Origin of the sequence: Pseudomonas sp. W3I7, from assembly GCF_030816095.1 — a bacterium.
In the GTDB taxonomy this organism is placed as follows: Bacteria; Pseudomonadota; Gammaproteobacteria; order Pseudomonadales; family Pseudomonadaceae; genus Aquipseudomonas; species Aquipseudomonas salomonii.
In genome coordinates this window covers 5,832,343-5,854,627 of the sequence record NZ_JAUSXP010000001.1, presented here as the reverse complement: position 1 = coordinate 5,854,627, position 22,285 = coordinate 5,832,343, and the positions used below count along the sequence as shown (strand labels likewise).

20 protein-coding genes are annotated in these 22,285 nt (G+C 61.1%); 19 read left to right on the top strand and 1 reads right to left on the bottom strand.

Annotated elements, in window-relative coordinates; translation table 11 throughout:
• Nucleotides 1–81: 81 nt before the first annotated feature.
• From QF043_RS26935 to QF043_RS26925, 3 genes are all read left to right on the top strand, one after another.
• Entirely contained in the window at nucleotides 82–1,092 is a 1,011-nt protein-coding gene (locus QF043_RS26935; protein WP_003237460.1) for a class 1 fructose-bisphosphatase, read from the top strand.
• Nucleotides 1,093–1,352: 260 nt separating this feature from the next.
• Nucleotides 1,353–1,607, top strand: a complete 255-nt coding sequence (locus QF043_RS26930; RefSeq protein WP_017849914.1) for a hypothetical protein — start codon at nucleotides 1,353–1,355, stop codon at nucleotides 1,605–1,607.
• A gap of 30 nt (nucleotides 1,608–1,637) precedes the next feature.
• Entirely contained in the window at nucleotides 1,638–2,207 is a 570-nt protein-coding gene (locus tag QF043_RS26925; RefSeq protein ID WP_307420824.1) for a lipocalin family protein, read from the top strand.
• 143 nt (nucleotides 2,208–2,350) lie between these two features.
• Here the strand turns inward: QF043_RS26925 and QF043_RS26920 are convergent, their stop codons facing one another.
• Nucleotides 2,351–3,715 (bottom strand): formimidoylglutamate deiminase, encoded by a 1,365-nt coding sequence (locus QF043_RS26920; RefSeq protein WP_307420823.1) that lies wholly within the window; start codon nucleotides 3,713–3,715, stop codon nucleotides 2,351–2,353.
• 147 nt (nucleotides 3,716–3,862) lie between these two features.
• Here QF043_RS26920 and hutC point away from each other — a divergent pair, with 147 nt between their 5' ends.
• The 16 genes from hutC to dtd all read left to right on the top strand — a co-directional run bounded on the left by hutC (nucleotide 3,863) and on the right by dtd (nucleotide 22,139).
• Nucleotides 3,863–4,573: a histidine utilization repressor gene (gene hutC / locus QF043_RS26915; protein ID WP_017738808.1), complete on the top strand. Its 711-nt coding sequence runs from the start codon at nucleotides 3,863–3,865 to the stop codon at nucleotides 4,571–4,573.
• Nucleotides 4,570–5,130: a HutD family protein gene (locus tag QF043_RS26910; RefSeq protein ID WP_307420822.1), complete on the top strand. Its 561-nt coding sequence runs from the start codon at nucleotides 4,570–4,572 to the stop codon at nucleotides 5,128–5,130. The genes hutC and QF043_RS26910 overlap by 4 nt, the downstream gene beginning before the upstream one ends.
• Before the next feature lie 403 nt (nucleotides 5,131–5,533).
• Nucleotides 5,534–7,219 carry a urocanate hydratase gene (hutU, locus tag QF043_RS26905; RefSeq protein ID WP_017138616.1) on the top strand — a complete coding sequence of 562 codons (1,686 nt, stop codon included), beginning with the start codon at nucleotides 5,534–5,536 and terminating at the stop codon, nucleotides 7,217–7,219.
• A 169-nt stretch (nucleotides 7,220–7,388) separates the two neighbouring features.
• Nucleotides 7,389–8,834 carry a cytosine permease gene (locus QF043_RS26900; protein WP_307420821.1) on the top strand — a complete coding sequence of 482 codons (1,446 nt, stop codon included), beginning with the start codon at nucleotides 7,389–7,391 and terminating at the stop codon, nucleotides 8,832–8,834.
• 69 nt (nucleotides 8,835–8,903) lie between these two features.
• Nucleotides 8,904–9,869 carry an ABC transporter substrate-binding protein gene (locus QF043_RS26895; RefSeq protein ID WP_307420820.1) on the top strand — a complete coding sequence of 322 codons (966 nt, stop codon included), beginning with the start codon at nucleotides 8,904–8,906 and terminating at the stop codon, nucleotides 9,867–9,869.
• A 72-nt stretch (nucleotides 9,870–9,941) separates the two neighbouring features.
• Nucleotides 9,942–10,793: a proline/glycine betaine ABC transporter permease gene (locus QF043_RS26890; RefSeq protein ID WP_017138613.1), complete on the top strand. Its 852-nt coding sequence runs from the start codon at nucleotides 9,942–9,944 to the stop codon at nucleotides 10,791–10,793.
• Complete coding sequence (locus QF043_RS26885; protein WP_307420816.1) at nucleotides 10,790–11,614, top strand: glycine betaine/L-proline ABC transporter ATP-binding protein; 825 nt, start codon at nucleotides 10,790–10,792, stop codon at nucleotides 11,612–11,614. Before QF043_RS26890 ends, QF043_RS26885 begins: the two co-directional genes overlap by 4 nt.
• A 127-nt stretch (nucleotides 11,615–11,741) precedes the next feature.
• Complete coding sequence (gene hutH / locus QF043_RS26880) at nucleotides 11,742–13,265, top strand: histidine ammonia-lyase (RefSeq protein ID WP_307420815.1); 1,524 nt, start codon at nucleotides 11,742–11,744, stop codon at nucleotides 13,263–13,265.
• A gap of 30 nt (nucleotides 13,266–13,295) precedes the next feature.
• The gene (gene hutH / locus QF043_RS26875) at nucleotides 13,296–14,834 is read left to right on the top strand and encodes a histidine ammonia-lyase (RefSeq protein WP_307420814.1); all 1,539 of its coding nucleotides are present in this window, start codon (nucleotides 13,296–13,298) and stop codon (nucleotides 14,832–14,834) included.
• 178 nt (nucleotides 14,835–15,012) lie between these two features.
• A complete protein-coding gene (locus QF043_RS26870) occupies nucleotides 15,013–16,422 on the top strand; it encodes an amino acid permease (protein ID WP_138817233.1) in 1,410 nt (469 codons plus the stop codon).
• Nucleotides 16,423–16,437: 15 nt separating this feature from the next.
• A complete protein-coding gene (hutI, locus tag QF043_RS26865) occupies nucleotides 16,438–17,643 on the top strand; it encodes an imidazolonepropionase (protein ID WP_307420813.1) in 1,206 nt (401 codons plus the stop codon).
• Between the two features lie 11 nt (nucleotides 17,644–17,654).
• Nucleotides 17,655–18,455, top strand: a complete 801-nt coding sequence (gene hutG / locus QF043_RS26860) for an N-formylglutamate deformylase (RefSeq protein WP_307420811.1) — start codon at nucleotides 17,655–17,657, stop codon at nucleotides 18,453–18,455.
• 216 nt (nucleotides 18,456–18,671) lie between these two features.
• Nucleotides 18,672–19,607, top strand: coding sequence for a choline ABC transporter substrate-binding protein (locus QF043_RS26855; RefSeq protein WP_307420810.1), 936 nt, complete (start codon nucleotides 18,672–18,674; stop codon nucleotides 19,605–19,607).
• A 92-nt stretch (nucleotides 19,608–19,699) separates the two neighbouring features.
• The gene (locus QF043_RS26850; RefSeq protein WP_307420809.1) at nucleotides 19,700–20,629 is read left to right on the top strand and encodes an alpha/beta hydrolase; all 930 of its coding nucleotides are present in this window, start codon (nucleotides 19,700–19,702) and stop codon (nucleotides 20,627–20,629) included.
• A gap of 104 nt (nucleotides 20,630–20,733) precedes the next feature.
• Nucleotides 20,734–21,705, top strand: a complete 972-nt coding sequence (pip, locus tag QF043_RS26845) for a prolyl aminopeptidase (RefSeq protein WP_056860643.1) — start codon at nucleotides 20,734–20,736, stop codon at nucleotides 21,703–21,705.
• The gene (gene dtd, locus QF043_RS26840; RefSeq protein ID WP_017138603.1) at nucleotides 21,702–22,139 is read left to right on the top strand and encodes a D-aminoacyl-tRNA deacylase; all 438 of its coding nucleotides are present in this window, start codon (nucleotides 21,702–21,704) and stop codon (nucleotides 22,137–22,139) included. Before pip ends, dtd begins: the two co-directional genes overlap by 4 nt.
• Nucleotides 22,140–22,285 lie beyond the last annotated feature (146 nt).

Below are 22,285 nucleotides of genomic sequence, written 5' to 3'. Positions count from 1 at the left end.
AATCCTCTGATTAGAGGAAATAACCCTCGACTCGCGTTAAACTGCGCGGGTTTTTAAGCCCCCCATTTTCCGGAGCCTTCCATGTCCCGCGTTACCCTGAGTCGCTATTTGATCGAGCAGACCCGCAGCAACAACACGCCTGCCGATCTGCGCTTCCTTATCGAAGTGGTGGCGCGTGCTTGCAAGGAAATCAGCCACGCCGTGTCCAAAGGCGCACTCGGTGGTGTTCTGGGCAGCATGGGCACTGAAAACGTCCAAGGTGAAGTGCAGAAGAAGCTCGACGTGATTTCCAACGAAATCCTGCTCGAAGCCAACGAATGGGGTGGTCACCTGGCCGGCATGGCGTCCGAAGAAATGGACAATGCCTACCAGATCCCGGGCAAATACCCGAAGGGCGCTTACCTGCTGGTGTTCGACCCACTGGACGGCTCGTCCAACATCGACATCAACGCACCGGTCGGCACCATCTTCTCGGTATTGCGCTGCCCGAATGAATACCTGAGCCAGAACGAAGCCTTGAACGAAAAGGCCTTCCTGCAGCCAGGCACCGAGCAGGTGGCTGCCGGTTACGCCATCTACGGCCCGCAGACCATGCTGGTGCTGACCCTGGGCGACGGCGTTAAAGGCTTTACCCTGGACCGCGAAATGGGCAGTTTCGTACTGACCCACGAAGACATCACCATTCCGGCTTCCACCCAGGAATTTGCGATCAACATGTCCAACCAGCGTCACTGGGAAGAGCCCGTGACCCGCTACGTGGGCGAGTTGATGGCCGGCGAAGAAGGCCCGCTGAAAAAGAACTTCAACATGCGCTGGGTCGCTGCGATGGTAGCCGACGTGCACCGCATCCTGACCCGCGGTGGCCTGTTCATGTACCCACGTGACAGTCGCGAGCCTTCCAAGCCGGGCAAGCTGCGCTTGATGTATGAAGCCAACCCGATGTCGTTCCTGGTTGAGCAAGCAGGCGGCGCGTCCACCGACGGCCATCAGCGCATCCTCGACATCCAGCCGGAAGGCCTGCACCAGCGCGTGGCGGTGTTCCTGGGCTCGAAGGAAGAAGTTGAACGTGTAACCGCTTATCACAAGAAGTAAACCTCTGTGGCGAGGGCGCTTGCTCCCGTTGGGCTGCGAAGCGGCCCCAAAAAGCTTACGGGCGCTGCGCACCCGAACGGGAGCAAGCTCCCTCGCCACAGAAGCATTCAAGACTTGAAGTTTTGAATGAAAAGAAGCCCCGAAACGTTTCAGCGTTTTCGGGGCTTTTTTGTTTTTGCCCGTCGGGAACCAGACACCCCTTTTCCCTTCTAAGCTTCTGGCAGATACCCCAGCTGCTTTGTCTCTCCAGGAGCTTTTCCATGTCTTTACGCCGTCTCGCTTTGCTGGCTTTTTGCGTGCTGTTAGCCGCGTGCAGCAAGGTCAATCAAGAAAATTACGCAAAGCTGTCGGCTGGCATGGCCAAGGCCGAGGTAGAGTCGTTGCTGGGTAAGCCGACCGATTGTTCCGGTGCGCTGGGCATGTCCAGCTGTACGTGGGGCGATAAAAACAGCTTTATCAGCGTGCAGTACGCCGGTGACAAAGTTCTGATGTTTTCCGGGCAAGGCCTGAAGTAAACCGGGGCGCGAGCCTGCGGGAGAAGAAGAATGATGCGTTTTGTTTTGTTTCTTTGCGCCAGTGTGTTTTTGGCGGGCTGCGCCAGCCATTCTGGCGATGATCTGCAACCCAAGACCGCGAGCAACGTCAACCTCAAGCGTTACCAGGGCACCTGGTATGAGTTGGCCCGATTGCCGATGTACTTCCAGCGCAACTGCGCGCAGTCCGAAGCTCGCTACACCCTGTTGCCGGATGGCGACATGTCGGTGTTCAACCGCTGCCTGACCACTGAGTGGAAGTGGGAAGAAGCCAAGGGCACGGCCACGCCGCAAGTGCCGGGCAAGACCGACAAGCTCTGGGTGGAATTCAATAACTGGTTCACGGCGCTGCTGCCGGGCGTCGCCAAAGGCGATTACTGGGTGCTGTACGTGAGTGAGGACTACAAGACCGCCATCGTCGGCAGCCCGAGCCGACGCTACATGTGGATCTTGTCGCGCACGCCGACGGTGAGTGCCGACACTCGCGAAGACCTGCTGAGCAGGGCGCGCCAGCAGGGTTATGACACCACGCGGTTGATCTGGCGTACGTCGGACAAACAGATGGCGAAGACTTCGCAATAACCTGAGGTCACCCTCAATCTAATGTGGGAGCTGGCTTGTGTGGGAGCTGGCTTGCCTGCGATGCAGACACCTCGGTGTATCAGTTACACCAAGGTGATGCTATCGCAGGCAAGCCAGCTCCCACATTTATTTTGTGTCGGCTGTTAGCCCAGCAAGTCTCTCAGCACTTGAATGAACGCTCGGCTGCTTTCTTCTTCGCCGGCATGATGCCCATCGCGCACCACCCACTTGCCGTTAACCAGCACATCGCGCACTTGGCGATCACCTCCGGCGAACAACCAGCGATTCAGAATCCCATCCTCGGTCGCCGTCGCCAGGTACGGGTCATTGCCATCCAGCACAATCCAATCTGCCCGCTTGCCCACTTCCAACCGACCAATCGGCTGCCCCAGTGCTTGGGCGCCGCCGTCGAGCGCAGCATCGAACAACGTGCGGCCAACCATTGGCTGATCACTGCGGTACAGACGGTTGCGCCGCTGGTCCCGCAGGCGCTGGCCATATTCGAGCCAACGCAACTCCTCCACCACGCTCAGTGACACATGGCTGTCGGAACCGATACCCATGCGCCCGCCTTGAGCGAGGAAATCCACCGCCGGAAAAATCCCGTCGCCCAGGTTGGCTTCGGTGGTCAGGCACAAGCCGGCAATGGCCCGGCTCTTGGCCATGCGCGTGACTTCATCGGCGTCGGCATGGGTGGCGTGTACCAGGCACCAACGCTCATCCACTTCAACATTGTCATACAGCCATTGCAGCGGGCGTTTGCCGCTCCAGGCCAGGCAGTCATCGACTTCCTTTTGCTGCTCGGCGATGTGGATGTGTACCGGGCAAGTCTTGTCGCTGGCGCCCAGCACCTCATTGATCTGTTCGGGAGTGACGGCACGCAACGAGTGGAAACACAGGCCCAGCTGCTGCGCTGGTTGCGCCGCCAGAATGGGTTTCAGGCGTGCTTGCAGGTCCAGGTAATCTTCGGTGCTGTTGATAAAGCGCCGCTGGCCTTCATTCGGCGCCTGGCCACCAAAACCGGAGTGGGTGTAGAGCACTGGCAGCAACGTCAGGCCGATGCCACTGCTGGCCGCCGCCTGGCTGATCTGCCGCGACAGCTCGGTGCGATCGGCATACACCTGGCCGCTGACGTCGTGGTGCACATAATGAAACTCGGCCACCGAGGTGTAGCCGGCCTTGAGCATCTCGATATACAGCTGGCGGGCGATGACCTGCAATTGCTCGGGGTTGATCTTGCCGACCATGCGGTACATCAAGTCGCGCCAGGTCCAGAAGCTGTCATTCGGGTTGCCGGCCACTTCGGCCAAACCGGCCATGGCGCGCTGGAACGCATGGGAGTGCAGGTTGGGCATGCCCGCCAGAACCGGGCCTCTGAGCCGTTCGGCGTTGTCTGCGCTGGCATTGGGCTCAACGTGGGTCAGTACGCCATCGGCGCTGACATCAAAGCGTACATCGTTGGCCCATCCATTAGGCAGCAGCGCGCGTTCGGCAAAGAAAGCGGACATGATCAAGGCACCCCGGTCGTGTGTTTATTTGTATATACATATACAGACGTTTGCCTGCTCGGTAAACTCCGGCAATCTATGCATCTTTTCCCCCTGCAAGGATTCCCTGTGCCGACTCCGCCTGCCAAGTCTTCGCTGGCTGCCCACATGGACGAAAGTCCGGCGCCCTTGTATGCCCGCGTCAAACAGATGATCAGCCAGCAAATCCTCAACGGCAACTGGCCGCCCCATTACCGCGTGCCGTCGGAGAGCGAACTGGTCAGCCAATTGGGCTTCAGCCGCATGACCATCAACCGCGCCCTGCGCGAACTCACCGCCGAAGGTCTGCTGGTGCGCATGCAAGGCGTCGGCACCTTCGTCGCCGAGCCCAAGAGCCAGTCGGCGCTGTTTGAAGTGCACAACATTGCCGATGAGATCGCCTCCCGCGGTCATCGGCATACCTGCCAGGTTATTCACCTGGGCGAAGAGGCCGCCGGTTCCGAGCGCGCCGTGGCCCTGGAAATGCGTGAAGGCGGGCGGGTGTTCCACTCGCTGATCGTGCATTTTGAAAACGATATTCCCGTGCAAATCGAAGACCGTTTCGTCAACGCCCTGGTGGCGCCGGAATACCTGCAGCAGGATTTCACCCAGCAAACGCCGTACGCCTACCTCAACCAGGTCGCGCCACTGACCGAGGGCGAGCATGTGGTTGAAGCCATCCTCGCCGACGCCGCCGAGTGCAAGCTGTTGCAGATCGAGCCAAGCGAGCCCTGCCTGTTGATTCGCCGCCGCACCTGGTCCGGCCGCCAGCCGGTCACCGCCGCGCGTTTGATCCACCCCGGTTCCCGTCATAGCCTGGAAGGACGTTTCAGTAAATGAGTGAAGTGAAAGTCTGGCGCGCCGCCGACTACATCCGCATGCCGTGGAAAAACGGCGGCGGCAGCACCGAAGAAATCACCCGTGACGCAGGCACTGGCCTGGATGGCTTTGGCTGGCGCCTGTCGATTGCCGATATTGCCGAGTCGGGCGGGTTTTCTACCTTTGCCGGCTACCAGCGCGTGATCACCGTGATCAAAGGCGCGGGCATGGTCCTGACCGTGGATGGCGAGGAACAGCGCGGGCTGTTACCGCTGCAGCCGTTCGCCTTCAAGGGTGACAGCCAAGTGTCGTGCCGCCTTATTACCGGGCCGATCCGCGATTTCAACCTGATTTATTCGCCTGAGTGTTACCACGCACGGTTGCAGTGGATTGACGGCGTGCAGCGGTTTTTCAGCACGGCGCACACGGTGTTGGTGTTCAGTGTGGCGGATGAGGTGAAGGTGCTGGGTGAAAAGCTCGGCCATCACGATTGCCTGCAAATCGACGGTAACAATGACCTGCTCGACCTCCCGATAACCGGCCGCTGCTGCCTGATCGAACTGACCGCACGCGGTTAAAAAAGTGTGGGAGCTGGCTTGCCTGCGATAGCGGTGTGTCAGTCAGCACATCTGATGCTGACACACCGCTATCGCAGGCAAGCCAGCTCCCACATTTGCTCTTCATTGCTCATAAAATCTGTTTCCAGCCCGCGCACCAATTTGTTACCGAATGCCCCAGCTTGGCGCAATGCCAGGCGGTCATGAACAATTTCCCCGGCCGCAAACTCCCTCTGTAAGAAATTTCACCAAGCCTCAAAGCCTTAATTTCCAAGGCTTTCACACGCCTCCCAAAAAAATCTCAACCGCTCTCTGACCAAGTTGGCCGCTTGATTGCATATGCTTGTACATACAAGTAAAGATGTGTGCGTAAGACTCTCCTTCGCACCATCAATGTTCGCGCACCATGCCGAGGAGTCCAGCTGTGACCGATTTTTCGAAAGCCAAGCCTACTAAATACCGTGACGTCGAAATCCGTGCCGCTCGCGGTAACAAGCTCACCGCCAAAAGCTGGCTGACTGAAGCACCGTTGCGCATGCTGATGAACAACCTTGATCCGCAAGTGGCCGAGAACCCGAAAGAATTGGTGGTGTACGGCGGTATCGGCCGTGCGGCGCGCAACTGGGAGTGCTACGACCAGATCGTCGAGAGCCTCACTAACCTGAATGACGACGAGACCCTGCTGGTGCAATCCGGCAAGCCGGTCGGCGTGTTCAAGACCCACAGCAACGCCCCGCGCGTGCTGATCGCCAACTCCAACCTGGTGCCGCACTGGGCCAGCTGGGAGCACTTCAACGAACTGGATGCCAAGGGCCTGGCCATGTACGGCCAGATGACCGCCGGCAGCTGGATCTACATTGGCAGCCAGGGCATCGTGCAGGGCACCTACGAAACCTTCGTGGAAGCCGGCCGCCAGCATTACAACAGCGACCTCACCGGCCGCTGGGTCCTCACCGCCGGCCTCGGCGGCATGGGCGGCGCTCAGCCGTTGGCTGCGACCCTGGCTGGCGCCTGCTCGCTGAACATCGAGTGCCAGCAGGTCAGCATCGATTTTCGTCTGGCCAGCCGTTATGTCGACGAGCAAGCCACCGACCTCGACGACGCCCTGGCGCGTATCGCCAAATACACCAAGGAAGGCAAGGCCATCTCCATCGCCTTGCTGGGCAACGCGGCCGAAATCCTGCCGGAACTGATCAAGCGCGGCGTGCGCCCGGACATGGTCACCGACCAGACCAGCGCCCACGACCCACTCAACGGCTACCTGCCGGCCGGCTGGACCTGGGACGAATACCGCGCCCGCGCCAAGACCGAGCCGGCTGCGGTGATCAAGGCCGCCAAGCAATCGATGGCCGTGCACGTCAAAGCCATGCTGGAATTCCAGAAGCAAGGCATTCCGACCTTCGACTACGGCAACAATATCCGCCAGATGGCCCAGGAAGAAGGCGTGGAAAACGCGTTCGACTTCCCAGGCTTCGTACCGGCCTACATCCGCCCACTGTTCTGCCGTGGTATCGGCCCGTTCCGCTGGGCTGCACTGTCGGGCGACCCGCAAGACATCTACAAGACCGACGCCAAAGTCAAAGAGCTGATCCCGGACGACGCGCACCTGCATAACTGGCTGGACATGGCCCGCGAGCGCATCAGCTTTCAGGGCTTGCCGGCACGTATCTGCTGGGTTGGCCTGGGCCAGCGCGCCAAGCTTGGCCTGGCATTCAACGAAATGGTACGCAGCGGCGAGCTGTCGGCGCCGGTGGTGATCGGCCGTGACCACCTCGACTCCGGCTCGGTCGCCAGCCCCAACCGCGAAACCGAAGCCATGCAGGACGGCTCCGACGCTGTGTCCGACTGGCCACTGCTCAACGCCCTGCTCAACACCGCAAGCGGCGCGACCTGGGTGTCGCTGCACCACGGCGGTGGCGTGGGCATGGGCTTCTCCCAGCACTCTGGCATGGTGATCGTCTGCGACGGTACCGACGAAGCGGCTGAGCGCATTGCCCGCGTACTGCACAACGACCCGGCCACGGGGGTGATGCGTCACGCCGATGCCGGTTACCAGATCGCCATCGACTGCGCCAAGGAGCAGGGCCTGAACCTGCCGATGATCAAGTAACGGCTGGCCTGGTTCCTGTGGGAGCTGGGTTGTGTGGGAGCTGGCTTGCCTGCGATGCGGGCGACTCGGTCTCTCAGCAGACCGAGGGGATGCCATCGCAGGCAAGCCAGCTCCCACAGTAGAACCCGCAATCTGCACACCCAGAACAATCCATCAGAGGTTGAACAACATGGCTGCAAATGACACCACCCCGTTGATCGAAAGGCGTTCGATCGACTACATCCCGGAAGCGGAAAGACACGGTCGTCTATTGAGCCAGTTCACCCTGTGGATGGGTGCCAACCTGCAAATCACCGCGATTGTCACCGGGGCTTTGGCCGTGGTGCTCGGCGGTGATGTGTTCTGGTCGTTGATCGGTCTTTTGATCGGCCAACTCATCGGCGGCGGCGTCATGGCGTTGCATGCGGCGCAAGGGCCAAAGCTTGGCCTGCCCCAGATGATCTCCAGCCGGGTGCAGTTCGGGGTTTATGGTGCAGCCATCCCGATTGTGCTGGTCTGTTTGATGTACCTCGGTTTCACCGCGACCGGGACCGTGCTGTCGGGGCAGGCGCTGGGCCAGTTGTTCGGGGTCAGCGACAGCGTCGGTATCCTGATTTTTGCCAGCGTGATCGTACTGGTCACCGTACTGGGTTACCGGGTGATCCACTTTATCGGGCGTGTCGCCAGCGTCATTGGCGTGATTGCCTTTGTCTATCTGTTCAGTCGTTTGATGAGCCAGACCGACGTTGGCGCGCTTTTGCAGATTCGCCACTTCAGCTGGAGCAGTTTCTTGCTGGCGGTATCGCTCGCGGCCTCCTGGCAGATCGCCTTCGGCCCTTACGTGGCGGACTATTCACGTTACCTGCCAAGCAAAACATCTTCGCTGAAAACCTTTTTCGCCGCCGGCGCCGGTTCAGTCATTGGTGCTCAGGTGGCGATGGTCCTTGGCGTGTTTGCCGCGGCCATGTCCAACGGGCAATTTGCCGGTCACGAAGTCGCCTACATCGTTGGGTTGAGTGGTACGGGCGCCACCGCCGCGCTGCTGTACTTCAGCATCGCGTTCGGCAAGGTCACCATCTCTACCCTGAACTCCTACGGCAGCTTCATGTGCATTGCGACCATCATCAGCGGCTTTCGTGGTCGCCTGGAGGTCACGCGCCTGCAACGTCTGGTGTTCGTGCTGGTGATTGTCGGCACTGCCACCCTGATCGCGTTGCTCGGCCAGCACTCGTTCCTCGGTGCATTCAAGTCTTTCATCCTGTTTCTGCTGGCGTTCTTTACGCCGTGGAGTGCGATCAACCTGGTGGATTACTACTGCATCACCCGCGAGCGCTATGACGTACCGGCCTTGGCCGACCCGAAGGGCCGCTACGGTCGCTGGAACCTGCTGGGTATCAGCGTCTATGTGTTCGGCGTGCTGGTGCAGTTGCCGTTCATCTCTACCAAGTTCTACACCGGCCCCTTGGTTGCCGCGCTGGGTGATGTGGATATCTCCTGGATCATCGGCCTGGTACTGCCTGCGGCCCTGTATTACGTATGTGCGAAAAAATGGCACGGCACAGTGCCCGATCAACTGATCCTGCCAAGAGAGCAGGGCGCTGCACCAACGACAAACGGGCTGGCTGCACAAGCCTGATGGGACGTGGACAGGGCAGGATGCCTACTGACTGCCGTAATCCATTTCAAGATTGGGAGCGTCACAACAATGAAGATGAATAAAACCCTGCTGGCCACCGTGTTATCTGCAGGCTTGCTGGCCTCTGCCGGGGCCCAGGCGGCGGGTTGGTGCGAGTCCGGCAAACCGGTGAAATTCGCCGGGCTGAACTGGGAAAGCGGCATGTTGCTCACCGACATCCTGCAAACCGTGCTGGAGAAAGGCTACGACTGCAAAACCGACAGCTTGCCGGGCAATTCCATCACCATGGAAAACGCCCTGAGCAGCAACGACATCCAGGTGTTCGCCGAAGAGTGGGTAGGCCGCAGCGAGGTCTGGAACAAGGCCGAGAAGGCCGGCAAAGTCGTTGGCGTTGGCGCCCCCGTTGTCGGTGCCGTCGAAGGCTGGTACGTGCCGCGTTACGTGATCGAAGGCGACGCCAAGCGCAAGCTGGAACCCAAGGCGCCGGACCTGAAAAACATCGCCGACCTGGCCAAATACGCCTCGGTGTTCAAGGACCAGGAAGAGCCGTCCAAAGGCCGCTTCTACAACTGCCCGGCCGGCTGGACCTGTGAACTGGACAACAGCGAGATGCTCAAAAGCTATGGCCTGGAAAGCACCTACACCAACTTCCGCCCTGGCACCGGCCCGGCGCTGGATGCCGCTGTGCTGTCGAGCTACAAGCGTGGCGAGCCGATCCTGTTCTACTACTGGTCGCCCACCCCGCTGATGGGCCAGGTTGATCTGGTCAAGCTCGAAGAAAAGCCCGGTGTGGATAAAAGCGTGAGCATCAAGGTCGGCCTGTCCAAGACCTTCCACGAGCAAGCGCCTGAACTGGTAGCGGTGCTGGAAAAGGTCAACCTGCCGATCGATCTGCTTAACCAGAACCTCGGCCGCATGGCCAAAGAGCGGATTGAGTCGCCAAAACTGGCGAAAATTTTCCTCAAGGAACATCCTGAAGTCTGGCACGCATGGGTGAGCGACGACGTAGCCAAGAAAATCGACGCGGCCTTGTAGGTCAAGGGTGTCCGGCTACCCTGAGGGGCTAGCCGGGCACACGGCCACAACCCACTGGATCGAGAGCACGATATGTTTCCTGAGAGTTTTACGTTTTCCATCGCCGACTGGGTCAACGGTTGGGTGGACTCACTGGTCACCAACTACGGTGATGTGTTCCGGCACATCTCCGACACGCTGTTATGGGCCATCGTCAACCTGGAAGGCTTGCTGCGCGCAGCGCCGTGGTGGTTGATGCTCGCCATTGTCGGCGGCATCGCCTGGCACGCCACCCGCAAGGTGGTGACCACGGCGGTGATCGTCGGTCTGCTGTTCCTGGTGGGCGCGGTTGGCCTGTGGGACAAGCTGATGCAAACCCTGGCGCTGATGATGGTTGCCACGGTGATTTCGGTGCTGATCGGCATTCCGCTGGGCATCCTGTCGGCACGCAGCAATCGCCTGCGTTCGGTATTGATGCCGCTGCTCGACATCATGCAAACCATGCCCAGCTTCGTGTATCTGATTCCGGTGCTGATGCTGTTTGGCCTGGGCAAGGTACCGGCGATTTTCGCCACGGTGATCTACGCCGCGCCGCCGCTGATACGCCTTACCGACTTGGGCATTCGCCAGGTTGACGGCGAAGTCATGGAAGCCATCAACGCCTTCGGTGCCAACCGCTGGCAGCAACTGTTTGGCGTGCAACTGCCGCTGGCGCTGCCGAGCATCATGGCCGGTATCAACCAGACCACCATGATGGCGTTGTCGATGGTGGTGATCGCCTCGATGATCGGCGCCCGTGGTTTGGGCGAAGACGTGCTCGTCGGCATCCAGACCCTCAACGTCGGCCGTGGCCTCGAAGCCGGGCTGGCGATTGTGATTCTTGCAGTGGTCATCGACCGCATTACCCAGGCCTATGGTCGTCCACGGCATGAGGCGAGCAAATGACTACTGTCAGCAAAATTGAAGTTAAAAACGTCTTCAAGATTTTCGGCAACCGCTCCAAGGAAGCCCTGGCGATGGTTGGCCAGGGCAAGACCAAGGACCAGGTGTTGGCCGAGACCGGTTGCGTGGTCGGCGTTAACGATCTGTCACTGAGCATCGGCACCGGCGAGATTTTTGTGATCATGGGCCTGTCGGGTTCGGGCAAGTCCACGTTGGTACGCCACTTCAACCGCCTGATCGACCCGACCAGCGGCCAAATCCTGGTGGACGGCGAAGACATCCTGCAACTGGACATGGAAGCCCTGCGCCAATTCCGCCGCCACAAGATCAGCATGGTATTTCAGAGCTTCGGCCTGCTGCCCCACAAGAGCGTGCTCGACAACGTCGCCTACGGCCTCAAGGTGCGCGGCGAAACCAAGCAGGTGTGCGCCGAACGTGCGCTGCACTGGATCGAAACCGTGGGCCTTAAGGGCTACGAAAACAAATACCCGCACCAGCTTTCCGGCGGCATGCGCCAACGTGTCGGCCTGGCCCGCGCCTTGGCGGCGGACACCGACATCATCCTGATGGACGAAGCCTTCAGCGCCCTCGACCCGTTGATCCGCGCCGAGATGCAGGACCAGTTGCTGGAGCTGCAAAAGACCCTGCACAAAACCATCGTGTTCATCACTCATGACCTCGACGAGGCGGTGCGCATTGGCAACCGCATTGCGATTCTCAAGGACGGCAAGCTGATCCAGGTCGGCACGCCGCGCGAGATTCTGCATTCGCCGGCGGATGAGTATGTGGACCGGTTTGTTCAGCGCCGCGCAGCGGTGGTCTGATCTGAGCCTTGTGGTGAGCCTATCGCAGGCAAGCCAGCTCCCACAGGGGAATGCATTCCAAAGGTGGGAGCTGGCTTGCCTGCGATAGGGCCGGTAAGGCTGCACAAGCATTGAAGAAGGTATGAAGATGTCCCAGGCAACAACAATCATCATCGCCGACGCCCCCCTGCGTTGGCAGGACGTGGTCGCCGTCGCCCGCCACGGCGCCGTGCTCGAACTTTCGGGCCACGCCTGGGCGCGCATCGACAATGCCCAGGCCATCGTGCAGCGCATCGTTACCCGCGGCGAACGCGCCTATGGCGTGAACACCGGCCTGGGCGCGCTGTGCAATGTGTCGCTCAAAGGTGAACAACTCAGCCAGTTGTCGCGCAACACGCTGCTGAGCCACGCCTGTGGCGTCGGCCCGGTGCTGAGCGACGAACAGACCCGCGCGATCATCTGCGCGGCTGTCATCAACTACAGCCACGGCAAATCCGGCCTGCACCCGCAGGTGGTGCATTCGCTGCTGGCGTTGCTCAACCATGGCATCACCCCGCAAGTACCGTCCCAGGGCTCGGTGGGCTACCTGACCCACATGGCCCACATTGGCGTGGCCTTGCTCGGCGTTGGTGAGGTGAGCTATCGCGGCCAGATCGTGACGGCGCACGCCGCATTAGAAGCCGAAGGTTTACAGCCTGTGGTGCTCGGCGCCAAAGACGGCCTGTGCCTGGTCAACGGCACGCCGTGCATGACCGGCCTGAGCTGCCTGGCCCTGGCTGACGCGCATCACCTGCTGCAATGGGCCGACGTGATCGGCGCCATGAGTTTCGAAGCCCAGCGTGGTCAGATCGACGCCTTCGACGAAGCCATCATCGCCCTCAAGCCACACCCAGGCATGCAGCAAGTCGGCATCAACCTGCGCGCCTTGCTCGACGGCAGTGAAGTGATCGCCAGCAGCAAAGGCATCCGCACCCAGGATGCGCTGAGCATCCGCTCGATCCCGCAGATTCATGGCGCGGCACGTGATCAGGTTGAACACGCCACGCGCCAGATCGAGACCGAACTCAACAGTGCCACCGACAACCCGCTGGTGCTCGGCACGCCGGACAACTACCGCGTGGTGTCCCAGGCCAACCCGCATGGGCAATCTGTGGCCCTGGCGGCCGATATGCTCGCCATCGCCATGGCCGAAATCGGCTCGGTGGCCGAGCGTCGCCTGGACCGCCTGATCAACCCGCATGTGAGTGGCTTGCCGGCGTTCCTGGTCAGCAACCCTGGGGTCAACTCCGGAATGATGATCGTGCAGTACGTCGCCGCCTCGTTATGCGGGCAGAACCGCCAGCTGGCGCAACCGGCGGTGCTCGACAATTTCGTCACCTCGGGCCTGCAGGAAGACCACTTGAGCATGGGCACCAACGCCGCGCTCAAGCTGCATCAGCTGTTGGCCAATGTCACCCAGATTCTCGCCATCGAGTACCTGTTGGCAGCCCAGGCATTTGAGTTTTTGAAGGACCAGCGTTTTGGCGCGGGTACTGACAGTGCCTGGCGTCTGCTCCGTGAAAAAGTCTCACCTTACGAGCAGGACCGCTGGCTGGCGCCGGACATCGCGAGCGCCGCCGCGTTGCTCAAGGACACCGCTTTGCTGCACCACGTATTACCTGATTTGCATTAACACTTATTCAAAAGAACAATTCAAAGGAGCATGAATGTGACTGCGCTAAATTTGATTCCAGGCCAACTGAGCCTTGCCCAACTGCGAGCCATCTACCAGCAGCCGGTAACCCTCAGTCTGGATGACAGCGCCACGGCGCAGATCGAAGCCAGTGTGGCCTGCGTGGAGCAGATTCTCGCCGAGAACCGCACCGCCTACGGCATCAACACCGGTTTCGGCCTGCTGGCCTCGACCCGCATCGCCAGCGAAGACCTGGAAAACCTCCAGCGTTCCCTGGTGCTGTCCCACGCCGCCGGCGTCGGTGAGCCGATCAGCGACGCGCTGGTGCGGCTGGTCATGGTGCTCAAGGTCAACAGCCTGAGCCGTGGGTTCTCCGGTATTCGTCGCCAGGTGATCGACGCGCTGATCGCACTGATCAACGCCGAGGTGTACCCGCACATTCCGCTTAAAGGTTCGGTCGGTGCTTCCGGTGACTTGGCACCATTGGCGCATATGTCGCTGGTGCTGCTGGGCGAAGGCAAGGCGCGCTACAAGGGCGAATGGCTGGAAGCCACCGAAGCACTGAAAGTCGCCGGCCTGACGCCGCTGACGCTGGCGGCCAAAGAAGGCCTGGCGCTGCTGAACGGCACCCAGGTGTCCACCGCGTATGCCTTGCGCGGCCTGTTCGAAGGCGAAGACCTGTTCGCCGGTGCGTTGGCGTGCGGCGCCCTCACCGTCGAAGCGGTATTGGGCTCGCGCTCGCCGTTCGACGCACGTATCCATGCCGCCCGTGGCCAGCGCGGTCAGATCGATGCAGCTGCGGCCTATCGCGACCTGCTCGGCGAAAGCAGCCAGGTGTCCCAGTCGCACCAGAACTGCGACAAGGTGCAAGATCCGTATTCCCTGCGCTGCCAGCCGCAAGTCATGGGCGCCTGCCTGACCCAGTTCCGCCAGGCCGCCGACGTGCTGGTGGTGGAGGCCAATGCGGTGTCGGATAACCCGCTGGTGTTTGCTGCCGAAGGCGACGTGATCTCCGGCGGTAACTTCCACGCCGAGCCGGTGGCCATGGCCGCCGACAACATGGCGCTGGCGATCGCAGAGATCGGCTCGCTGAGCGAGCGTCGTATCTCGTTGATGATGGACAAGCATATGTCGCAACTGCCGCCGTTCTTGGTCGGTAATGGCGGGGTGAACTCCGGTTTCATGATCGCCCAGGTCACCGCTGCGGCGCTGGCCAGTGAGAACAAGGCGCTGGCGCATCCCCATAGTGTGGATAGCATCCCGACGTCGGCCAACCAGGAAGACCACGTGTCGATGGCCCCGGCTGCGGGCAAGCGCTTGTGGGAAATGGCTGAGAACACCCGTGGCGTACTCGCAGTCGAGTGGCTGGCGGCGTGCCAGGGCCTGGACCTGCGCGACGGTTTGAAAACCTCGAACAAGCTGGAAAAAGCCCGTGGAATCCTGCGCGACAAAGTGGCGTTCTATGAAAAGGACCGCTTCTTTGCTCCGGACATCAATGCCGCCAGCGAACTGCTCGCCAGCCGCTGCCTGAATGAGCTGGTGCCGGCCAAGCTCCTGCCGAGCCTCTAAGCGATCTAAAGGACGGCATGCTCTCTGTGGCGAGGGAGCTTGCTCCCGCTCGAGTGCGAAGCGCTCGCAAATTTTTGGGGCTGCTGCGCAGCCCAGCGCGAGCAAGCTCGCTCGCCACAAAAGCCCGTCATGCTCAGGCTTTGAATTTTCTCGGGATAAAAATAACTAGGGAAGAGAAATGCACCAGCAAGAAAAGGGTTTGAAACGCGGGCTAAGCGCCCGACATATTCGCTTCATGGCACTCGGTTCCGCGATCGGCACCGGGCTGTTTTATGGTTCCGCCTCCGCCATCCAAATGGCCGGCCCTGCCGTGCTGCTGGCCTACCTGATCGGCGGCGCGGCCGTGTTCATGGTGATGCGCGCCCTCGGTGAAATGGCCGTGCACAACCCGGTGTCCGGTTCCTTCGGCCAGTACGCCAGCACCTATTTGGGGCCGATGGCCGGGTTTGTGCTCGGCTGGACCTACGCCTTTGAAATGATCATCGTCTGCCTCGCCGACGTCACCGCCTTCGGCATCTACATGGGCTTCTGGTTTCCCGAGGTCGCGCGCTGGGTCTGGGTGCTGGGCATCGTGTTTTTGATCGGCGGCCTGAACCTGTGCAACGTCAAAGTGTTTGGCGAGATGGAGTTCTGGCTGTCACTGCTCAAGGTCGGCGCCATCGTGGCGATGATCCTCGGCGGCTTTGGCATCATGCTGTTCGGCATTCATTCGGCGGGTGAAACCCAGGCCAGTGGCCTCAGCAACCTGTGGGCGCATGGGGGCTTCATGCCTAACGGCATCGGCGGCCTGATCGCTTCGTTCGCGGTGGTGATGTTTGCGTTTGGCGGTATCGAAATCATCGGCATCACCGCCGGTGAAGCCAAAGACCCGCAGCGCGTGATTCCCAAGGCGATCAATGCGGTGCCGCTGCGCATCCTGTTGTTCTACGTGCTGACCCTGTTTGTGTTGATGGCCATCTACCCGTGGCCGCAGATCGGCAGCCAGGGCAGCCCGTTCGTGCAGATCTTCAGCAACCTGGGCATCGGCTCGGCGGCGACTATCCTCAATATCGTGGTGATCTCGGCTGCCGTCTCGGCGATCAACAGCGACATCTTCGGTGCCGGCCGCATGATGTATGGCCTGGCCCAGCAAGGGCAGGCGCCCAAGGGTTTTGCGCAACTGTCCAAACACGGCGTGCCGTGGATGACCGTGCTGGTGATGGGCGCGGCGTTGCTCGGCGGCGTGGTGCTCAATTACCTGATCCCGGAAAACGTGTTCCTGCTGATCGCCTCGATTGCCACCTTCGCCACCGTGTGGGTGTGGCTGATGATCCTGTTTACCCAGGTCGCCATGCGCCGCTCCATGACCAAGGAACAGGTGGCCGAGCTGAAATTCCCGGTGCCGTTCTGGCCCTATGCGCCAGCGGCGGCCATTGTGTTCATGCTGTTCGTGTTTGGCGTGCTGGGTTACTTCCCGGATACCCAGGCGGCTTTGCTGGTCGGCGCCGTGTGGATCGTGCTGCTGGTGCTGGCTTACCTGCTGTGGGTCAAACCCGCTGCCGGGCAGGCGGCCAAGGTCCATTACGACCCGGCTTTGTCTCATCGATAACTTAGGGAGGCGTTGATGAAAACGCTTTGGCAACACTGCCACGTCGCAACCATGGCCCACGGCAAGTACTCGATCATCGAGGATGCCGCGATGGTCACTGCCAATTCACTGATTGAGTGGATCGGCCCGCGCAGCGAAGTACCGACGGCGGACTACGCCCAGGTGCAGGACCTGCAAGGCGCGTGGGTCACCCCCGGGCTGATCGACTGCCACACCCACACGGTGTTCGGCGGCAATCGCAGCGGTGAATTCGAGCAGCGCCTTGAAGGCGTGAGCTACGCCGAAATCGCCGCCAAAGGTGGCGGTATTGCCAGCACCGTGCGCGCCACCCGCGCCGCCACCGAAGATGAGTTGTTTGCCAGCGCCGAAAAGCGCTTGCGCAGTTTGCTGCGTGACGGCGTGACCACGGTGGAGATCAAATCCGGCTACGGCCTGGACCTGGTCAACGAGCGCAAGATGCTGCGGGTTGCGCGTCGCCTTGGCCAAGTGCTGCCGGTGAGCGTGCGCGCCACGTGCCTGGCGGCCCACGCGCTGCCGCCGGAGTACAAGGACCGCGCTGACGATTACATCGAGCACATCTGCGCCGAGATGCTGCCGGCGCTCGCGGCCGAAGGGCTGGTGGATGCGGTTGATGCCTTCTGTGAATACCTGGCGTTTTCCACCGAGCAGGTGGAGCGTGTGTTCAAGGTGGCCCAGCAGTTGGGCTTGCCGGTGAAGCTGCACGCCGAGCAGTTGTCCTCTTTGCACGGCTCCAGCCTCGCGGCGCGTTATCACGCGCTGTCGGCCGACCACCTGGAATTCATGACCGAAGAAGACGCCATCGCCATGGCCGCTTCCGGCACCGTCGCGGTGTTGCTGCCGGGCGCGTTCTACTTCCTGCGTGAAACCCAGTTGCCGCCGATGGATGCGCTGCGCAAGCACGGCGTGAAGATCGCCATCGCCAGCGACCTCAACCCCGGCACCTCGCCGGCGCTGTCGGTGCGCCTGATGCTGAACATGGCTTGCACGCTGTTTCGCATGACCCCGGAAGAAGCCCTGGCCGGCGCCACGCAACATGCGGCCACCGCGCTGGGCATGGGCGACACCCACGGTTCGCTCGAAGTGGGCAAGGTTGCGGATTTTGTCGCCTGGCAGATTGATCGCCCTGCCGACCTGGCTTACTGGCTGGGCGGCGAACTGGATAAACGCGTCGTGCGCCACGGCGTCGACGTAAACGTCTGAGGAGTACTGTTGTGGATAAGGTTCTGAATTTCAAACAAGGCCGCGTGCCGCTGCTGATCAGCATGCCCCACGCGGGTTTGCGCCTGACGCCTGCGGTCGAAGCCGGGCTGATCCCCGAGGCACAAAGCTTGCCGGACACCGACTGGCATATCCCGACGTTGTATGACTTTGCCGAAGCACTGGGCGCCAGCACCTTGTCGGCCGAGTACTCGCGGTTTGTGATCGACCTGAACCGGCCGTCCGACGACACACCGCTCTACGCCGGCGCCACCACCGGGCTGTACCCGGCGACCCTGTTCGAGGGTGTGCCGTTGTTCCGTGAAGGGCAGGTGCCGTCCGAAGAAGAACGCGTAACCTACCTGCAAAAGATCTGGGGCCCGTACCACCGCACGCTGCAAGAAGAGCTGGCGCGGCTCAAGGCCGAGTTCGGCTACGCCTTGCTGTTTGATGCGCACTCGATCCGTTCGGTAATCCCGCACCTGTTCGACGGCAAGCTGCCGGACTTCAACCTCGGCACCTTCAACGGCGCGGCGTGTGACCCGGAACTGGCCAGCCAGCTGGAAGGCATCTGCGCTCAGCATCCGCAGTTCACCCATGTGCTGAACGGGCGCTTCAAGGGCGGGCATATCACTCGCCACTACGGCGACCCGGCGCAGGATATTCATGCGGTGCAGTTGGAGCTGTGCCAGAGCACGTATATGGAAGAGGTTGAGCCGTTCCGGTATCGCGCGGATCTGGCTGAGCCGACGCGGGTGGTATTGAAGCAGTTGCTGGAAGGGTTGTTAGCCTGGGGGCAGAAGCGCTACAGCTGATATCGCTATCGCAGGCAAGCCAGCTCCCACATTTGAATGTATTCACAGATCAAAATGTGGGAGCTGGCTTGCCTGCGATGGGGCCCTCACAGTCGCCCCAGTGCAACTGCCGGTCGCCACAGTTCGTGTCAGCACAGGTCCCGCTGGGTAAGGTTGTGGGTACGGCGCACCAGACGCCACTCCCCACAATAAAAGCTGCCCAGTGAGACCTCATCCATGAAAAGACTGTTGTTGACCCTCACCGGCGCCGCCTTGATCAGCGCCAACGCCCTGGCCGCCGAACCCGCCTCATGCAAAACCATCCGCATGGGCGTGGTCAGTTGGACCGACGTGATCGCAACGTCCGGCATGGCCGATGTGCTGCTTACAGGCCTGGGCTACGACAGCAAACAGACCAGCGCCGTGCAGCAGATCATCTTTGCCGGCATCCGTGACAAACGCCTGGATATCTTCCTCGGCTACTGGAAGCCGGCGATGGACAACAACATCGCGCCGTTCCTGGCCGCCAGGCAGGTCAAGGTTTTCGACACGCCGAGCCTCGCCGACGCCCAAGCCACCCTGGCCGTGCCGCAATACGTGGCCGATGCCGGGCTGAAGACGTTTGCCGACATCGCCCGCTTCAAGGACAAGCTCGGCGGCAAGATCTACGGCATTGAGCCGGGCAGCGGTGCCAATACCGATATCCAGAAGATGATCGACACCAACCACTTCGGCCTCGGTGGCTTCAAGCTGGTAGCTTCCGGTGAAGCCGGCATGCTCGCGGCGGTGCAGCGAGCGGTGAACCGCAAGGAGTTCGTCGTGTTCGTCGGCTGGACCCCGCACCCGATGAACATCAATATGAAAATGGCCTACCTCACGGGCAGTGAAGATGTGTTCGGCCCGGACGAAGGCCGCGCTACGGTTTCCACCGTCACCGCGCCGGACTTCGGCGAGCGCTGCCCCAACGCCAACCGTTTGTTGCAGAACCTGACCTTCACCGCCGCCCAGGAAAGCCAGTTGATGGTGCCGATCATGGAGCGCCAGTCGCCGCAGGATGTGGCCAGGCAGTGGCTGCGTGACCACCCTGAGGATCTGCAGCGCTGGTTGGCCGGGGTTACCGCGTTGGATGGCAGCGACGGCGTGGCGGCGGTGCAGGCCAGTCTCAAACCTTAAGCCGGGCAGGGTAGATCAAACAACACAGAGCAACTGTGGGAGCTGGCAAGCCAGCTCCCACCTTTAGATCTCCATTGTCAGGGATATTGCGCATGTACCCGACTTCTCCGCAGCTTGCCGCCTTCATCGCCAAAACCGAATCCTTCACCAGTGACGACCCGTCGCTGGCAGGCTTGCGCCACAACTACGACCGTATGTGCCAGGCCTTCACTCCACCGCAGCCTGAAGGGCTGCAACTGTCGGACTTTTCCCTGGGCGGCGTAGGCGTGCGCAGTTACCTACCCAGGGCTCCAGCGCCGACGGAGGGCTGGCCCTGCCTTCTCTATATGCACGGCGGCGGCTGGGCGGTGGGCGGGCTGAACTCCCACGACTTCATCTGCTTCGAACTGGCCAACACGCTGCAAGTGCTGGTGATCGCCATCGACTATCGCCTGGCACCTGAGCACCCGTTTCCGGCGGCTTACAACGACTGTCGCGCCGTATGGCAGGCAATCCAGGCCAGGCAGGCGCCGCACGCCATCAACCTGCAACGCCTGGTGCTGATGGGCGACAGCGCGGGCGGCAATCTGGCGGCGGCGCTGTGCCTGGGGCTGCGCGACGATGGCCAGCCGCTGCCCGTGGCCCAGGTGCTGATTTACCCCGGCTTGGGCGGCCCGGCCGATTTGCCCTCGCGCCGTGACTGCAGGGACGCGCCCCTGCTCAGTACTGCCGACACCGACTGCTACCTGGCAATGTATCTGGACGCTGCGGGCACGCCATCGGCCTATGCCATGCCTTTGTTGGCCGAGCATTTCGGCGGCTTACCCAAGGCATTGATCGCCGTGGCCCAGTTCGACCCGTTGCGCGATGACGGCATGCTCTATGCCGAACGGCTGCAACAGGCCGGTGTGCCCGCCGTGCTGTATCCGGGCAAAGGGCTGGTCCACGGTTGCCTGCGCGCACGTGGCCAAGCCCCGGAGGTGGATCAGCTTTATAACTATCTGCTGCATTACCTCAGGAGCGAAGGGCTGACACAGGTCTAAGTATTCAAGGACATGCTCATTGCACAATTCGGGTTTATGATGCCAGACGGCAAGAATAATAGACGTCCCCTCAGGGATGAACCCGACACCCTATGGAGCGCGCAATGCAGACTTGGTACCCGCAGATCAAACCCTACGCCCGGCACGATCTGGCCGTCGATGACACCCACACGCTGTACGTCGATGAGAGTGGCTCCCCCGAAGGCTTGCCTGTCGTCTTCATCCACGGTGGCCCCGGCTCCGGTTGCGATGCCCAGAGCCGCTGCTATTTTGACCCGAACCTGTACCGCATCGTTACCTTCGACCAGCGTGGCTGCGGGCGTTCCACACCCCGCGCGAGTTTGGAGAACAACACCACCTGGGATCTGGTCGCCGACCTTGAGCGCATCCGCGAGCACCTGGGCATCGACAAATGGGTGCTGTTTGGCGGCTCGTGGGGCTCGACCCTGTCGCTGTCCTACGCACAAACCCACCCCGAGCGCGTGCATGGCCTGATCCTGCGCGGCATTTTCCTGGCCCGCCCGCAGGATATTCACTGGTTCTACCAGGAGGGCGCGAGCCGCATGTTCCCGGATTACTGGCAGGACTACCTTGCCCCGATCCCGGCGGACGAGCGCCACGACATGGTTGCCGCCTACCACAAGCGCCTCACCGGCAACGACCAGATCGCCCAGATGCACGCTGCCAAAGCCTGGTCCGGCTGGGAAGGGCGCATGCTCGGCCTGTGCCCGAGCCCGCAGCATGTCGAGCGTTTTTCCGAGCCGCAGCGCGCCCTGTCGATTGCGCGTATCGAGTGCCACTACTTTACTAACAACTCCTTCCTGGAGCCCAACCAACTGATTCGCGATATGCACAAGATCGCCCATCTGCCTGGCGTCATCATCCATGGCCGCTACGATATGATCTGCCCGCTGGACAACGCCTGGGAGCTGCATCAGGCCTGGCCCAACAGTGAATTGCAGGTAATTCGCGAGGCCGGGCATGCCGCGTCCGAGCCGGGTATCACCGATGCGTTGGTGCGCGCGACCGGCGAGATGGCACGGCGCCTGCTTGATCTGCCGCCAGAAGAAGCATGAAGGGCCTGTTGCAGCGGGTGCGTGGCGCCCGGGTCGAGGTGGCGGGTGAAGTCGTAGGCTCGATTGACCAGGGGTTGCTGGTGCTGGTCGCCGTCGAACCTTCAGATACGCCCGAGAGTGCCGACAAACTGTTGCACAAGCTGCTTAACTATCGGGTGTTCAGCGACGATGAAGGCAAGATGAACCTGTCCTTGAAAGACATTGGCGGTGGTTTGCTGCTGGTCTCGCAGTTCACCCTGGCGGCCGATACCAAAAGCGGGTTGCGGCCCAGCTTCTCCACAGCGGCCCCGCCGGCCCTGGGAGCGGCGCTTTTTGAGCACTTGTTGTTACAAGCGCAACAATTGCATGGCAAGGTGGCGTCGGGGCGTTTTGGCGCCGATATGCAGGTGCACTTGGTCAATGATGGCCCCGTGACCTTCCTCTTACAGACATGAATGTATTAAAAACGACTTTAATGCCTAAAAACGCAGGGTTTCGCTACAAATACTTCGTTGTCCCTGATGCGTTGTTTCGCGGGCTACTAGATAATCGCGCGCTATGGGGATCAGCGTAAATTGGTCCATTTTTGACTTAGGTAGAG

Coding starts and splice junctions, on each gene's coding strand:
- QF043_RS26885 (WP_307420816.1), top strand. CDS start 10,790: ATGACTACTGTCAGCAAAATTGAAGTTAAAAACGTCTTCAAGATTTTC.
- QF043_RS26870 (WP_138817233.1), top strand. CDS start 15,013: ATGCACCAGCAAGAAAAGGGTTTGAAACGCGGGCTAAGCGCCCGACAT.
- hutC (WP_017738808.1), top strand. CDS start 3,863: ATGGACGAAAGTCCGGCGCCCTTGTATGCCCGCGTCAAACAGATGATC.
- hutH (WP_307420815.1), top strand. CDS start 11,742: ATGTCCCAGGCAACAACAATCATCATCGCCGACGCCCCCCTGCGTTGG.
- QF043_RS26935 (WP_003237460.1), top strand. CDS start 82: ATGTCCCGCGTTACCCTGAGTCGCTATTTGATCGAGCAGACCCGCAGC.
- QF043_RS26920 (WP_307420823.1), bottom strand. CDS start 3,715: ATGTCCGCTTTCTTTGCCGAACGCGCGCTGCTGCCTAATGGATGGGCC.
- dtd (WP_017138603.1), top strand. CDS start 21,702: ATGAAGGGCCTGTTGCAGCGGGTGCGTGGCGCCCGGGTCGAGGTGGCG.
- QF043_RS26855 (WP_307420810.1), top strand. CDS start 18,672: ATGAAAAGACTGTTGTTGACCCTCACCGGCGCCGCCTTGATCAGCGCC.
- pip (WP_056860643.1), top strand. CDS start 20,734: ATGCAGACTTGGTACCCGCAGATCAAACCCTACGCCCGGCACGATCTG.
- QF043_RS26895 (WP_307420820.1), top strand. CDS start 8,904: ATGAAGATGAATAAAACCCTGCTGGCCACCGTGTTATCTGCAGGCTTG.
- QF043_RS26850 (WP_307420809.1), top strand. CDS start 19,700: ATGTACCCGACTTCTCCGCAGCTTGCCGCCTTCATCGCCAAAACCGAA.
- QF043_RS26925 (WP_307420824.1), top strand. CDS start 1,638: ATGATGCGTTTTGTTTTGTTTCTTTGCGCCAGTGTGTTTTTGGCGGGC.
- QF043_RS26910 (WP_307420822.1), top strand. CDS start 4,570: ATGAGTGAAGTGAAAGTCTGGCGCGCCGCCGACTACATCCGCATGCCG.
- QF043_RS26930 (WP_017849914.1), top strand. CDS start 1,353: ATGTCTTTACGCCGTCTCGCTTTGCTGGCTTTTTGCGTGCTGTTAGCC.
- hutH (WP_307420814.1), top strand. CDS start 13,296: ATGAATGTGACTGCGCTAAATTTGATTCCAGGCCAACTGAGCCTTGCC.
- QF043_RS26890 (WP_017138613.1), top strand. CDS start 9,942: ATGTTTCCTGAGAGTTTTACGTTTTCCATCGCCGACTGGGTCAACGGT.
- hutI (WP_307420813.1), top strand. CDS start 16,438: ATGAAAACGCTTTGGCAACACTGCCACGTCGCAACCATGGCCCACGGC.
- QF043_RS26900 (WP_307420821.1), top strand. CDS start 7,389: ATGGCTGCAAATGACACCACCCCGTTGATCGAAAGGCGTTCGATCGAC.